This window comes from Corynebacterium sp. Marseille-P3884 (genome assembly GCF_017942225.1).
In the GTDB taxonomy this organism is placed as follows: domain Bacteria; phylum Actinomycetota; class Actinomycetes; order Mycobacteriales; family Mycobacteriaceae; genus Corynebacterium.
Window position 1 is genome coordinate 1 of record NZ_JAGKSD010000020.1, and the last position, 13,373, is coordinate 13,373.

At 63.4% G+C, this 13,373-nt stretch carries 14 protein-coding genes, 1 tRNA gene and 1 pseudogene; 5 read left to right on the top strand and 11 right to left on the bottom strand.

The genetic code is table 11. From position 1 onward, the window contains the following. Positions 1-1,192 (bottom strand): VaFE repeat-containing surface-anchored protein (locus J5Y21_RS10510; protein ID WP_210575474.1); only part of this gene is annotated, 1,192 nt, incomplete at its 3' end. 372 nt (positions 1,193-1,564) lie between these two features. Between J5Y21_RS10510 and J5Y21_RS10515 the strand changes: the two genes are divergently transcribed. The 3 genes from J5Y21_RS10515 (at position 1,565) to J5Y21_RS10525 (ending at position 2,576) form a co-directional block, all read left to right on the top strand. After that, positions 1,565-1,649, top strand: a tRNA-Leu gene (locus tag J5Y21_RS10515). 44 nt (positions 1,650-1,693) lie between these two features. After that, positions 1,694-2,170, top strand: a complete 477-nt coding sequence (locus tag J5Y21_RS10520) for a hypothetical protein (RefSeq protein WP_349236991.1) — start codon at positions 1,694-1,696, stop codon at positions 2,168-2,170. Between the two features lie 10 nt (positions 2,171-2,180). Next, positions 2,181-2,576 carry a DUF3817 domain-containing protein gene (locus J5Y21_RS10525; protein ID WP_210575476.1) on the top strand — a complete coding sequence of 132 codons (396 nt, stop codon included), beginning with the start codon at positions 2,181-2,183 and terminating at the stop codon, positions 2,574-2,576. A 171-nt stretch (positions 2,577-2,747) separates the two neighbouring features. On the opposite strand, the gene J5Y21_RS10530 is transcribed toward J5Y21_RS10525, so the two are convergent. From J5Y21_RS10530 to clpS, 10 genes and pseudogenes are all read right to left on the bottom strand, one after another. Beyond that, positions 2,748-3,110 (bottom strand): hypothetical protein, encoded by a 363-nt coding sequence (locus J5Y21_RS10530; protein WP_210575478.1) that lies wholly within the window; start codon positions 3,108-3,110, stop codon positions 2,748-2,750. A gap of 64 nt (positions 3,111-3,174) precedes the next feature. Continuing rightward, positions 3,175-3,801 (bottom strand): RdgB/HAM1 family non-canonical purine NTP pyrophosphatase, encoded by a 627-nt coding sequence (gene rdgB, locus J5Y21_RS10535; protein ID WP_210575484.1) that lies wholly within the window; start codon positions 3,799-3,801, stop codon positions 3,175-3,177. Next, the gene (gene rph, locus J5Y21_RS10540) at positions 3,795-4,544 is read right to left on the bottom strand and encodes a ribonuclease PH (RefSeq protein WP_210575490.1); all 750 of its coding nucleotides are present in this window, start codon (positions 4,542-4,544) and stop codon (positions 3,795-3,797) included. Before rph ends, rdgB begins: the two co-directional genes overlap by 7 nt. A gap of 26 nt (positions 4,545-4,570) precedes the next feature. Further along, positions 4,571-5,344, bottom strand: coding sequence for an MBL fold metallo-hydrolase (locus tag J5Y21_RS10545; protein ID WP_210575492.1), 774 nt, complete (start codon positions 5,342-5,344; stop codon positions 4,571-4,573). 84 nt (positions 5,345-5,428) lie between these two features. Further along, positions 5,429-6,244, bottom strand: coding sequence for a glutamate racemase (gene murI, locus J5Y21_RS10550; RefSeq protein WP_296147252.1), 816 nt, complete (start codon positions 6,242-6,244; stop codon positions 5,429-5,431). A gap of 42 nt (positions 6,245-6,286) precedes the next feature. Beyond that, a complete protein-coding gene (locus tag J5Y21_RS10555; RefSeq protein ID WP_246875169.1) occupies positions 6,287-6,796 on the bottom strand; it encodes a MarR family transcriptional regulator in 510 nt (169 codons plus the stop codon). Between the two features lie 421 nt (positions 6,797-7,217). Then, positions 7,218-7,907 (bottom strand): annotated as a pseudogene (locus J5Y21_RS10560) (rhomboid family intramembrane serine protease); the annotation flags it as partial. Positions 7,908-8,007: 100 nt separating this feature from the next. Further along, on the bottom strand, positions 8,008-9,027 hold the full coding sequence (locus tag J5Y21_RS10565; RefSeq protein ID WP_349236992.1) for a P1 family peptidase: 1,020 nt from the start codon (positions 9,025-9,027) through the stop codon (positions 8,008-8,010). A 1-nt stretch (position 9,028) separates the two neighbouring features. Then, the gene (locus J5Y21_RS10570) at positions 9,029-9,568 is read right to left on the bottom strand and encodes a DUF2017 domain-containing protein (protein WP_210575497.1); all 540 of its coding nucleotides are present in this window, start codon (positions 9,566-9,568) and stop codon (positions 9,029-9,031) included. Between the two features lie 63 nt (positions 9,569-9,631). Further along, on the bottom strand, positions 9,632-9,958 hold the full coding sequence (gene clpS, locus J5Y21_RS10575) for an ATP-dependent Clp protease adapter ClpS (protein ID WP_234958999.1): 327 nt from the start codon (positions 9,956-9,958) through the stop codon (positions 9,632-9,634). Positions 9,959-10,012: 54 nt separating this feature from the next. Here clpS and J5Y21_RS10580 point away from each other — a divergent pair, with 54 nt between their 5' ends. Together J5Y21_RS10580 and J5Y21_RS10585 are read left to right on the top strand one after the other, a co-directional pair. Next, positions 10,013-11,359: a nicotinate phosphoribosyltransferase gene (locus J5Y21_RS10580; RefSeq protein WP_210575499.1), complete on the top strand. Its 1,347-nt coding sequence runs from the start codon at positions 10,013-10,015 to the stop codon at positions 11,357-11,359. Beyond that, positions 11,356-13,371, top strand: a complete 2,016-nt coding sequence (locus J5Y21_RS10585; protein WP_349236993.1) for an ATP-dependent DNA helicase — start codon at positions 11,356-11,358, stop codon at positions 13,369-13,371. Before J5Y21_RS10580 ends, J5Y21_RS10585 begins: the two co-directional genes overlap by 4 nt. The last annotated feature ends 2 nt before the right edge of the window (positions 13,372-13,373 follow it).

Sequence of the window (13,373 nt, forward strand, 5' to 3'; positions counted from 1 at the left end):
CATTCACCGTGATCTCAACCTCAACGGAACCAGCAGACTTCTCCGGAGTGAAGGTCGCAGTGCCCTCACCCAGAACCTTGCCGGCCTGGTACGGAGCCTTATCACCGACACGCTCCATCAGCTTCGCGGACAGGGTGTACTCCTTGCCCGGAACCAGACCCTTGTAATCGACAGTGTCGATCACAGTGCTGCCAGCAACAACCTCAGTAGAACCATCCTCAAACTTCGCATTGGTCGCAATGCTCGGGTTCAAATCCTGCTCGCGCGTCGTCGTCACAACAGCAGGAGGAGTCGGCTCGGCCGGGGTCGTCTCATCAGACGGGGCCGGCTCATCAGTCGTGGACGTCTCACCAGACGTCGTCGGCTCATCAGTCGTGGACGTCTCACCAGACGTCGTCGGCTCATCAGTCGTGGACGTCTCATCAGACGGGGCCGGCTCATCAGTCGTGGACGTCTCATCAGACGGCTCCGGCGTCGGGGTGGGATCTGGATTCAAACCCGGCTGATCGATCGGCACAACTCGTTGATAGTCGCCGGGATCAATGCGTTCGCCATCGACACTGTCCTTGCGCCCTTGAACAAACACGATGTAAGCGTCTTCTGGAGCCTTTTCAATAGGGCGCACAAACTTCAGGTCATTATCCCCATCCTTGGTGTATCCAGTAAGTTCTTCGAACTCCGCTGGGGTTGCTCCCAAGTTATCTGCCACTACGCCATCTGCAACCGAGGAAGTATAGATGTCGCGGAGGGCGTTTAGCCGGTAAGTAGCGGTGTCGCCCAACAGGGCTGCTTGGTAGATCGAGTACCGGGCCGCTAATTTGTAGTCACCGGCTTTATAGGCCTGCTCGACGAGAGTAGCGATCTTGATCGCCGCATTACGCAAATTCTCATCTTCGAACGTCATTACCTCGGCGTTCTGACGGGAATATACGTTGTCATCGTTCATGATCGGATTCTTGGCGTGACGGTCGATGCACCACGCCCATCCAACGTCACTAAACTCGGCAAAAGCGTCATCAGCTTCGTATGTATCTCCACCGGCCCAAACGATCTCGGGGCGCTCGGTCGTCATTCCGGTTTTCTTTTCATACCCCCCCGGATCGTCGTACATGGGCTCGAAATTCACGTTTTCAGCCGAGGCGCTGGCAGGGACCTTAAATAGCGCCAAGACCAAAGCAATTACAGCGATCATCACCAGGGACAGTCGCCCCCGGCTGGATCGCGCATTTATTTCCATCTCAATTACACCTTTCAAAGTCAAATTCAGAACGCCGCATGGGGCGAGGTCCTCAAAGTTGGACACGCACACTGTACGTTTGCCACCAGAGTTTTTCAATATTTAGAACTTCGATAAACAGAGACTGCAAGTCAGCTGAAATCTCCACGATCTAGGGAAAGAAAGGCTTGTGAATGCCGCAGAGTCACCGTAAAGACAACGATGGTTGAACTGGCAATCTAGTCCCGCAAGGGGCGCCCCGGAGCCACCCGCAAATGAACGCTCCAAAGGTCCCAGCGATCCTAGTTTTTCAGCCAGCGGACCAAAACGTATAATGGGGCGCTCTGGGCGCCCGTGGCGGAATTGGCAGACGCGCTGGATTTAGGTTCCAGTGCCGTAAGGCGTGTGAGTTCAAGTCTCACCGGGCGCACCAATCAAACTTTTGGGGGATTCGGCGCGCTTGCTAGAATGCCGAGCGTGAGCAACGCAGCGGCAGACCCCCAAGGCGGGGAAACAACCAGCGACGCCGACACCGCGCACGACGCCCCGAAACGGGAGCGCCGGCAGGTCCGCGCCTGGCATGTTCTGCTGCTCGTCGCCGCCGTCATTACCACCCTGCTACTCGCCCGCTGGCAGTGGATGCGGTTCCAATCCGGCACCGGGTCGCTCCAGAACCTCGGCTACGCGATGCAGTGGCCGTTCTTCGGTGCCTTCCTCGTCTTCATCTACCGCGCCGGCATGCGGATGGAAAACGAGAAGATCGACGCGGAGAATTCCGGCGACAAGATGCAAGCGCTCTACGAGGCTGATAAGGCCGCATTCGGCGACCCCGGCGAAGTGACCGAAATCGACGAGGATTTCCTGCCCAGCCGGCCCACGATGGACATTGACGAATACAACGCACGCTTCGCTCCGCGGCGCGGCACGACAGATCCGGACGGATCAGAGAGGTAGGACACGCACTATGACTGATAAGCCCGCAAGCACCTCGGCACCGACGAGTGCTCCCGGGGGTGCAGCTTCACCGCGCGTCCACCCGGAGCGTCAGCGCCGCGTGCGCACCGCCCTGCGGCTGTTCTCCGTCGCCGCGTGGGTGACGGGTGTGCTCCTGCTTCTGCTGTGCGCCCGCATGATCATGGAGTACGGCTTCCACATGGATGTGAGCCTGCTCAGCTGGGTGGCAATCCTTCACGGCTGGGTCTACGCCCTGTTCCTGCTGGCCACACTCAACCTGGGCATGAAGGCCCGCTGGTCCACGAGCCAGTGGATCATCACCGCGATCGCCGGCGTCGTGCCGTTTTTGTCCTTCTTCGTGGAGGCATGGCGTCGCCGGGAAGTCGTCGAGGAATTCGATCTCTAGGGAAGAGTGCGGCGCACCCGGCCTGTCCTATGCCGAGTCCCCTATGCGATGTTGAAATTCAGTCGACTGCGACCTGGGCTTTTCTACATCGCATAGGGCCTAGCGCATAGTGCGCTCAGCCGCCGTAAGCAGCCGCAGCAGCCACCGGCCACCACCACCGCCCCAGCGCGATTACTCGGATACGCGGCTGAGAACGAGGATGTCCTTCGCGTCGCCGCCGTCCGGGGTCAGGGTGAGCGACTCGTCGGTCTGCTCCATGTCGTACTTCAGGTCCTTGCCCGTGTCGACATCCGCGAGCTTGATGGAATCGCCGCTTTCTTCGCAGCGCGCGGTCTTGGTCTCGCCAGTCGCGGTGTCGGTCACGGACCATGTGCAGTCGCCACCGTCGATCTCCAGGGAGACATTGCCTGCGGCCGCACCGGTCTCGGAGTCCTGACCGGTGCCCTCCCACGTACCATCGAGGGAATTGCCGCAAGCGGTCAGCAGACCAGCGGACATGACGGCAGTAGCAGCAAGGACGAGTTTCTTATTCATATTCGGTAGGGCTCCTTCTAAGCACGCTTATCGACGTTTACGTTCAGCCCTACCGACCCTACCCCTATTCCGTCTGCGCCAGTTCTGCGATGCGCGGTGCCAGCTCACGCAGAGCTTTCCCGCGGTGGGAGCGGGAGTTCTTCTCCTCTGGGGTGAGCTGCGCGGCGGAACGTCCCGGCGCGTCAGCGGGCGCGAAGAGCGGATCGTAGCCGAAGCCGCCTTCGCCGCGCGGTTCACGAAGCAGTGCGCCTTCCCAGCGCCCCTCCGCGGTGAATTCTTCGCCATCGGGTGTGACGAGGGCGCAGCAAGACACGAAAGCCGCACCGCGGTGTTCATCGTCGATATCACTCGTCTGGGCGAGCAGCAGCTCGTTATTGGCGTTGTCGTCGCCGTGGCGGCCGCACCACCTCGCGGAGAGAATGCCGGGCATGCCGTTCAACGCGTCGACGGCGAGGCCTGAATCATCCGCCACGCACACCAGTCCTGTCTGCTGCGCGCCTTCACGGGCTTTGATCAAGGCGTTTTCCGCGAAGGTCAGACCGTTTTCCACCGGCTCGTCATAAGAAGGAACATCCTTGAGGGAGACGAGCTCGACGCCGGAGACCCCGAGCTCGGCGAGAACCGTCTCGAGCTCTTTGAGCTTCTTCGCATTGCCGGAAGCGACGAGAACCTTCAGTGGGCCGTCTACCATCCCAGCGCCGCCTTCTGCGCGGCGATGAGCTCAGAGCAGCCCTTCTCCGCAGCGTCGAGCATGGAGTTGAGCTGCTCGCGACCGAAGAGGCCGTGCTCGCCGGTGCCCTGCACCTCGACGAAATTGCCGGATTCGTTCATGACCACGTTCAGGTCGACCTCTGCGCGGGAGTCCTCCTCGTAGGGCAGGTCGAGGCTGACCCGGCCGTCGACAATGCCGACGGAGACTGCGGCGACAGGCGGCAGTAGCGGCTCGCCGGGGACGAGACCACGCTCCTTCAGGTGCGCGATCGCATCAGCGAGCGCAACGTAGGCGCCGGTGATCGACGCGGTGCGGGTTCCGCCGTCAGCCTGCAGCACATCGCAGTCGAGCTGGATCGTGTTCTCGCCCAGCTGTGACAGGTCCACCGCGGCTCGCAGCGAACGGCCCACCAGGCGGGAGATCTCGTGGGTGCGGCCCTTGACCTTGCCCTTCATCGATTCACGCGGCATGCGCTCATGCGTCGCGGACGGCAGCATGGCGTATTCGGCGGTGAGCCAGCCCTCACCCGAATCCTTCTTGAAGCGGGGCACGCCCTCCTCCGCGCTCGCGGTGCACATGACGCGGGTGTTGCCGAATTCGACGAGCACACTGCCCGCCGGGTTCGAGGTGAAACCGCGGGTGATGCGCACCGGGCGCATCTCGTCGAGGGCGCGGCCGTCCGCGCGGACAAAAGGTTCTTGCGGGGTATTCGCTTCAGTCATGGAACCGAGCCTACCGCCCCCACTACTTAGACCTCGTAGACGTCCTTCGCATCGCCGATCACGATCTCGCCGTCGAATTCCTCGGCGGCGGCGTGCATGGTCGCTTCTTTGTCGCTCCACGGCTGGATGTGGACGAGCACGAGCTTTTTCACCCCTGCTTCGCGGGCGATGCGGCCGGCTTCCCGGCCAGACATGTGCATCCCGGCGGGAGTGTTCTCAGTCGTCTCCGGCCCCCAGGCGGCTTCGCAGAGGAAGAGGTCGGCGCCGCGTGCTGCGTCGATAAGCGTCGGCGTGTACGCGGAATCGCCGGAGAAGGCGATGACCTTACCCGACTCCTTGTGCTCGATGCGCAGCGCCTGCGACTCCGCGGCCGGGTGGACCACGGGGAACGGGGTGACGGTCACCGCATCGATCTCGAGGGGCTGACCGGTCCACGTGTGGATATCAAAAGTGTCCGAAATATCGTCGATATCGTCTGGGCCATTCGAGCCCAAGCGGCCGAGGTGCTCCGCCGCATAGCTCGGGCCAGCGAGAATGTGGCGACGGCGAGCTGGAGCCGTCGGGTGAAAACGGCGCCAAATAATCAGCGACGCCGTGTCAGAGCAGTGATCGGCATGCAAATGGCTAAACACCAGATGCGCATCCGACGGGTCCGCGACCTCCTGGAGGGCAGCCAGCGCGCCCGGGCCGAAGTCCATCAGAATGCCAGGCTGTCCTTCTTCCGCGTTGATCAAGTAGGACGAGCCGGGATTGCCAGGGGCAGCGAGCGACCCTGTGCAGCCGAGAACTGTCAACTTCATGGCCTTACTCTGCCACGAAAACGGGTGAAAATCGAAACAAAAGTGAGGATTTAGATGCCGTGTCGGGTGGGTGTTTCTCGCCACTTATTGGGCGTCGTGCGCGACGGCGGACATCTGCGGGCCGAGGAAACGGGAGGCGAGGCGCTCGAATGTCTCCGGGTCGCCGGTGGACTCGAATGTGCGCGTCGGCGTGTGGTCCGGGTCCGCGAACATGTCCTTTTCCGTGAGCACGCGCAGCACATCCTTCGCGGTCTCCTCCGCGGACGAGACGAGCGTGACGCCGTCGCCTATCGCCAGCTGGATCACGCCAGACAACAGCGGGTAGTGGGTACAACCGAGCACGAGCGTATCGACGCCCGCTGCCTGCAACGGTTCCAAATACCCCTGCGCCACCCCGAGGATCTGGCGCCCCGAGGTGACTCCCCTTTCGACGAACTCGACGAATGCCGGGCAGGCCGCCGCGGTGACCTGGACGCCCGATGCGATGGAAAACAAGTCTTGGTATGCGTGGGAGCGGATCGTGGCCTGGGTGCCGATGACTCCGACCTTGCCGTTGCGCGTTGTGGCGATCGCACGACGCACAGCCGGCTGGATCACCTCGATAACGGGGACGTCGTAACGCTCGCGCGCATCGTGCAAAAACGCGGCGGACGCGGTGTTGCACGCGATCACGATCATCTTGCAGCCGCGCTCCACCAGCTCATCCGCAATGGCGGTGGCATGCTGCCTGACATCCGCGATCGGCTTCGGGCCGTACGGTCCGTTCGCACCGTCGCCGATATACATGATGGACTCGCCGCCCAGCTGGTCCATCACCGCGCGCGCCACCGTCAGGCCGCCGAAGCCTGAATCGAAAATGCCGATGGGCGCGTTGTTGTACTCGCTGTTCAACTCAACCACGGTGAGGAATTCTACCGTGGCAGCCAACCAGCGGCGAGGCCCCTAGGCTGCGCCCGTGGCGGTCAGCTCAGCGCGGTTACGGGCACTCGGGGTGGTCTCTCCCGCCAGCGCCGAGTTAATGCGCTCGAGCGCGGACGAGAAGACCTCGAGCTCACTGTCGGTCAGGTTGTCGAAGAAAATGCGGCGCAGCTCTTCGATATAACCCGGGTGGCCCGCCTGGACAGCACGCTGGCCGGCCGGGGTGAGCGCCGCGAAGGTGGCACGGCCGTCATTCGGGTCCGGGATGCGGGCGACAAAGCCCTTCTTCTCCAGGCGCGTGATCACACGCGACAGGTGCGACAGGGACATCGCCGTTGCCTCGGACAGGTCCGTCATGCGGCGGGACGCATTCGGGCTTTCGCTAGTCTTCAGCATCGCCTGGAACTCGAAGTAGGTGACGTCCGCGTCGCGCTTCAACGTGGCGTCCAGGGTGATCGGCAGCTGCATATGGCACGCCCACATGCGCGCCCAGGTATCCGCCTCGCGGGCAGTGAGAGTCTCCATGTTTTCCATGGAACTTAGATTAACTTAAGGTTTAAGAATTTCCCAACGCAACGCGGAGAAGTACCCCAAACACCCCCGCTGACCCGTACTGACTCGATTCAGATCACACCCATGGCATTAAGGAATCACTTAGGTTGCCCGGAAAGTGATAGCGGTAGTTTTATTTCTCCTGGAAGCGAGACGCACAGAAAAGGGGGCGCTGGCGGCTTCTCCACGCGCCAGCGCCCCCCTTGGCTCGTTACTGTTACGAGCCTGGCGGGCCGTAGAACGGCCCCGGCTGAGAGCCGGACCCCGGCGGGTTGAAGGTCGACTGCGACTGCGACCCAAACTGAACGCCGGGCTGCGGTGCTGACTGCTGTGGCGAGCCCGGTTGAGGCTGGGACTGCGGCTGCGGCTGTGCCGTCTGAGCAGCCTTGGCCTTGGCTGCCTTCTTTGCCTCGCGCTTGGCGCGCAGGTGTGGCGGATCATCGGAGGTGATAATCATGCCCGAGGCGATTCCGCCGATGGCACCGAAGAGGTGGGCCTGCCAGCTGATGCCTTCATCGATGGGCAGTACGCCCCACACCAGACCCGAATACATCAGACCCAGCACCACACCAATGGCGATCTGGCCGCCGGAACGGTTGAAGATGCCGCGGACCAACAGGTATGCCAGCCACCCGTAGACCAGCATCGATGCACCGACGTGATTCGTGCCGGGGCCGCCGAAGAGCCATGTGCCCAATCCGCCGATCATCACTACGAAAGCGGTGACCTCCCAGAACACGCGGTGCCCCGAGCAGCCGATCAGGAACGCGAAGATCGCACCCGGCAGTGTATTGGAGATCAGGTGCTCGAAATTCACGTGCAGGATCGGCGACGAGAAGATGTACGGCAGGCTTGCCGGTTCGAGCGGGTGAATACCGAAGTAGACGAGGTTGCCGCCGAAGATGACCAGGCTGATCAAGTGGACGAGCCAGATGACTCCGACGTACCCTACCGCGTACAACAAGCCGCGCTTCAACTGCGCGCGACGCGTGTGTTGCGACGGGCGCGGCTGGGTGGCCGTGCTGAAGCCACCGGGCTGCCCCGGTTGGCCGAACGACCCGAACTGGCTGGACTGGCCGGACTGGCCGGGCATACCGGATTGACCAGCCTGCGCGTAGGGATTGTGCGACGGTTGCTGGTTCGAGGAGTTCTGCGATGAGGAATACGGGTTGTAGCTCATGGTTCCGTTCAGCTTAATTGGCTCCAGCGGCAATGTCGCTCCACGCCGCGATATCGTGCCCGGGTGAAGCGGCGGCGACGGCATCGACGATGGCGCCCTCCACGCAGCGTGCAGAGGCGTCGCACAAAGCGTAATACAGGTCGGGGTCGCGATCAGCGGGACTCATGGCGGAGTATTTCTCGGCCACGGCTGTCGACACCGCGAAAAGCGTGTCGCCGTCTAGGGGCGAATGCGACGGCCGCACTGCCCGGGCAATACCGTCGTGCCCGGTCATGGCCAAGCGTTCTAACTGTGCCTGCGGGAGCGGACAGTCAGTGGCGATGAGGCCGATCGTGGTGTTCAGCTTCGGCTTCGGACGCTCCAGGGTATTGAACCGCTCCAGATCCACCGGCGGGCGGGACGGGTCGCCATAGAAACACCCGTTCACCGGATCAATGACGCTGCCGAGCGGATTCGCCACCACGAGCGCCGCGACTGTGTATTCAGTCCCGTCTTCACCAGCAACTGCCATCTGCGCAGTGCCCACTCCCCCACGCAACACGCCGGCTGTCGCGCCACACCCGGCGCCGACACTGCCGGATTCGGCTGCCTGCTCACCGTCGAGCGCCGCGCGCACAGCCGCTGCACCGTCTTCCGGGCCGGGCCGGTGATGAGGATCGCCGACCACCAGGTCGAAGATCACGGCGGCGGGAACGATCGGCACGCGCGGGCCAGGCTGGTCGCCCCCGAAGACGGCGAAGCCGAGGCCGCGCGATTCCAGTTCACGCATCGCGCCGTCGGCTGCTGCGAGACCGAATGCGGAACCGCCGGAAAGCACCACGGCGTGGATGCGCTGGACGGTGTTGTGCGGATCGAGCAGGTCCGTCTCCCGCGTGCCGGGACCGCCGCCGCGCACGTCCACGGCACCCACCATTCCAGCACCATCAGCGGAAACAAGCGCTGTCACGCCAGTGTCGTCCAGGGAAACATGCCCGACGCAGAGACCGGGGATGTCGAACACTCCGTAAGCCAGTGGCGCTGGTTTCTCCACCACGTTATTCCCCCATCAGGGCTTGCAGCAGAGAGTCTTGACAAAACGCCAGCCATTCGACGAGGTTGTCGCGGTCCTGTTCCGCAGCCTCGTTCTTCGCGTCAGCAGATGCAACGAAGAGGCGCATGTCGTTGAGCGCGGCGATAACACGGTGGGCGTCTTCTTCCTCAATGGTGACGGCGACACCGCCGGTGGGGCCCAAGGCTTCGTTGATCACCTGGAGGTTGGTCAGCTTCGCCTTGATGATGTCGTTTTCGTGCAGGCTGCGCAGCAAAGAATTATCGCCGTCGAATTCCTCGTCGCCTTCGCGCTCGAAATCGGGCAGCAGGCGCGCCAGGGAGGGATCCTCCGGTGCCTCACTGTGGCCGGACGGCATGTCCATCATCGCGGCCAGCTCGTCCTTCGGTGCGGACTGCGCGCGCTGGATCAGGGTCTCGGAGACCGTGGCAGTCAGGTCGCCGATGACCTCGCGCTCCATCGGGTCAAACACGGTGCTGTAACGCGGGCCGCGCATGAGCCCTTTCTTCCGCCGCCACGGCTGCATTTATTCGCCTCTTCCTCGAACCAAATCGTTGTCTCTTGCCAGGTGCCGTTCCTAAGCCGGGAACTAGCCGGCCTGCTGCATCGTGGCCCACAGGCCTGCGGTGTGCAGCTTCTTCACGTCGCCTTCGACTTTGTCTTTTTCGCCGGAGGAGACGACGGCCTTGCCTTCGGTGTGCACCTGCATCATCAGCTCTTGGGCGCGTTTGCGGCCATAGCCGAGCACAGTCTGGAAGACGTAGGTGACGTAGCTCTGCAGGTTCACCGGGTCATCCCACACAATGCACATCCACGGCAGGTTCTCGGCGACATCGACATCGACATCGATATCCTCGTCGAGCTCAGGCGTTGCCATCGGGGAGCCCATCCGAATCTCGCGTGTGACACCAGTCATAAGCCCAAGGGTACTAGACTTCCGCAGCCGGCTGCACCGACTAGTGTTGTCCCCATGACTACGCCCGAGTCGGATATCACGTCCACCGACCACCAGACCTCGACCGCCTTTTTGACGGACATGTACGAGCTGACCATGCTCGACGCCTCGATGAAGGACGGCACCTATTCACGGGACTGTGTCTTCGAGGTCTTCGGCCGCAAGCTGCCGAATGAGCGGCGCTATGGCGTCGTCGTCGGCACAGGCCGCTTGATCGAGGCCGTGCGCAAATTCCGCTTCACAGAAGAGCAGATCGCCACGGCGGATTTCTTGAGCGAGGAAACGAAGGACTTCCTGCGCAATTACCGCTTCAGCGGACAGATCGACGGCTACCGGGAAGGCGAACTCTATTTCCCGTACTCCCCGATCCTGACGGTGCGCGGCACCTTCGCGGAGTGCTGCATTCTCGAGACGGTGATCTTGTCCATCCTCAACTCCGACTCGGCGATCGCCACGGCGGCTTCCCGCATGGTCACCGCAGCAGACGGACGCCCCATCATGGAGATGGGTTCGCGCCGCACGAACGAGCAGTCGGCGGTGACGTCCGCTCGTGCCGCCTACATCGCAGGCTTCGACTCCACGTCCAATATGGAAGCCAGCCTGCGCTACGGCATTCCTGCCGCGGGCACTGCGGCGCACGCATGGACGCTGCTCCACACTGACCCGGACGGCACGCCGAATGAAAAGGCCGCGTTCAAAGCGCAGATCGATTCGCTCGGCGTGGACACGACGCTGCTGGTGGACACCTACGACATCACCCAGGGCGTGGCCAACGCGATCGAGGTCGCCGGCCCAGAGCTCGGCGGTGTGCGCCTCGATTCGGGCGATCTGGGCATCATGTCCCGGCGCGTGCGCGCGCAGCTCGACGGCCTGGGCGCGTACAACACCAAGATCATCGTCTCCAGCGACCTCGATGAATTCGCCATCGCGGGTCTGCGCGGCGACCCGGTCGACGGCTTCGGCGTGGGCACCTCCGTGGTCACGGGCTCGGGCACCCCGACCGCGGGCTTGGTGTACAAGCTCGTCGAGGTCGACGGCGTTCCTGTGGCCAAGCGTTCTTCCGGCAAACAGATGAAGGGCGGCGCGAAGAGCGCCGTGCGCACGTACCGCAGCACGGGCGTCGCTGTGGACGAGATCATCTACCCGCAGTCGAATCCGCCGGAGAACCCGACGGCCCTCGACTACCGGGAGCTTGTCGTTCCGCTCATGCGCGACGGCGAGATCGTCGACGGCCAGGAAGATTTGGAAGCTTCCCGCGAGCACTTGGCCAAGCAGCGCGAGACTCTGCCGTGGGAGGGCTTGTCCCTGTCCCGCGATGAACCGGCGGTGCGCACCCGACTCATCGGTTTCCCTGAAGAGTGACGGGCGCAGAGGCAAACAGCGGGAAGGAACAGGACGCGGACCAGCCGCTGTCGCTGTCCACCGAGGAGCTTCTCGACGCCGCCGTTGACGCCCTCGGCGGTTCCCGTCGGCCCGGCCAGATGGCGATGGCGCAGGCGGTGTCGAGGGCGCTTGATTCGGAGCGGCACCTCGCTGTGCAGGCGGGCACAGGCACCGGTAAATCGCTCGCCTACCTCGTTCCGGCGATCCGCCACGCCCAGGCGACGGATTCGACGGTGATCGTCCCCCCCGCGACTCTCGCACTGCAGCGCCAGCTCGTGGAGCGCGCCCCCCCCCGCCTCGTCGAGGCGCTCGAACCGAAACTGCCACGCACGCCGACATTCGCGATCCAAAAGGGCCGCTCCAATTATCTGTGCCTGAATAAGCTCACGGTCGAGCAAGAAGCGCCGGAAGCACTCATGGACACCGACGAGGTCTCGTGGCTCGGCGGGCACATCAAACGCGTCCACGAGTGGGCCGACGAGACGGAAACGGGCGACCGCGACGAGCTCGAGCCGGGCGTGCCGGACATAGCGTGGCGCCAGGTGTCCGTCACCGCGAACGAGTGTCTGGGAGCCACGCGGTGCCCGCACGGCGAGGAGTGTTTCGCCGAGGCGGCACGTCGTCGCACGCAGGACGTCGATATCGTGGTCACCAACCACGCGCTGCTCGCCATCGACGCGATGTCGGACGTGAATATCCTCCCCGAGCACGACGTGGTCATCATCGACGAGGCGCACGAGCTCGATGGCCGCGTCACCTCCGTGGCCACCAACGAACTCTCCGCACGCGCACTCACGCTCGCCGCACGCCGCGCCGGGAAGCTCAAGGCCACGGCCGAGCAGAAGAAGCTAGAAGAGCTTATCGACGACTTCTCCGCCGTCCTCGACCTTGAGACCCCCGGCCGCTGGGAGACGATTTCCGATCCTGCCCGCGCCTCCTTCGCCGCCGTGCGCGATGCCCTGTGGCGTACCCGCGAAGCGATTGCCCGTGCGCCCGAAGGCGAATCGACGAATGACCCTGAGACCTTCGCCGAGCGGGAAAACCTGAAGAACCACCTGCAGGAGCAGCACGATTCGCTCGTGCGCATTCTCGAGGTCTTCGACGAAGAAGACCCGGCGGAGCATTTCGACGTGGTGTGGCTGACCCGCTCGGAGCGCTACGGCGATTCTGTGGCCGTCGCTCCCCTGTCGGTCGCAGGTTTGCTGCGCGAGCGACTCTTCACCGAGCAGACCGTCGTGCTCGCCTCCGCGACACTGGCGGTGGGCGGCAATTTTCGCGCTATGGCAGCCAATTGGGGCTTGCCCGACGGCAGTTGGGACAGCCTCGATGCCGGAACGCCTTTCGATCCGCGCACCAGCGGCATTCTCTACACCGCGAAACACTTACCGCCGCCGGGCCGCGACGGCCTGCATAAAGAGACGTTGGACGAAATGGCCGAGCTCATCACCGCTGCCGGCGGGCGTACCTTGGGGCTGTTCTCGTCGAAACGCGCTGCGGTCGAAGCTGCTGACGCGCTCCGTGCCCGCCTGCCTTTCGATATTTATGTCCAGGGCGACGACTCCATCGGTGCATTGGTCAAGGAGTTCACCAACAGCGAGAACTCGTGCCTGTTCGGCACGCTGACCTTGTGGCAGGGCGTGGATGTGCCGGGCAGCTCGCTGTCCCAGGTGATCATCGACCGCATTCCCTTCCCCCGCCCCGACGACCCGCTGCTACAGGCGCGCAGCAATGCCGCCGATGCCGCCGGGCGCTCCGGTTTCATGGAGGTTTCCGCCACCCACGCTGCCCTTCTCCTCGCGCAAGGCACCGGGCGTTTGCTGCGCAGCACCACTGACCGTGGAGTCGTGTCTGTTCTAGACAGCCGCTTGGTGACGAAGCGCTACGGCCAGTTCCTCCGCGCGTCCCTGCCCGATTTCTGGCAGACCACCGACCCCGAAGTCGTCCGTGGCGCACTGAGGCGACTGACCGCCCCGCAAAAGGGCGGGAAGTAGAA

Bases quoted from the DNA above. Each gene is read 5' to 3' on its own strand.
- J5Y21_RS10525 (WP_210575476.1), top strand. From the start codon at position 2,181: ATGACTGATAAGCCCGCAAGCACCTCGGCACCGACGAGTGCTCCCGGG.
- J5Y21_RS10530 (WP_210575478.1), bottom strand. From the start codon at position 3,110: ATGAATAAGAAACTCGTCCTTGCTGCTACTGCCGTCATGTCCGCTGGT.
- rdgB (WP_210575484.1), bottom strand. From the start codon at position 3,801: ATGGTAGACGGCCCACTGAAGGTTCTCGTCGCTTCCGGCAATGCGAAG.
- rph (WP_210575490.1), bottom strand. From the start codon at position 4,544: ATGACTGAAGCGAATACCCCGCAAGAACCTTTTGTCCGCGCGGACGGC.
- J5Y21_RS10545 (WP_210575492.1), bottom strand. From the start codon at position 5,344: ATGAAGTTGACAGTTCTCGGCTGCACAGGGTCGCTCGCTGCCCCTGGC.
- J5Y21_RS10555 (WP_246875169.1), bottom strand. From the start codon at position 6,796: ATGGAAAACATGGAGACTCTCACTGCCCGCGAGGCGGATACCTGGGCG.
- J5Y21_RS10570 (WP_210575497.1), bottom strand. From the start codon at position 9,568: ATGCAGCCGTGGCGGCGGAAGAAAGGGCTCATGCGCGGCCCGCGTTAC.
- clpS (WP_234958999.1), bottom strand. From the start codon at position 9,958: ATGACTGGTGTCACACGCGAGATTCGGATGGGCTCCCCGATGGCAACG.
- J5Y21_RS10580 (WP_210575499.1), top strand. From the start codon at position 10,013: ATGACTACGCCCGAGTCGGATATCACGTCCACCGACCACCAGACCTCG.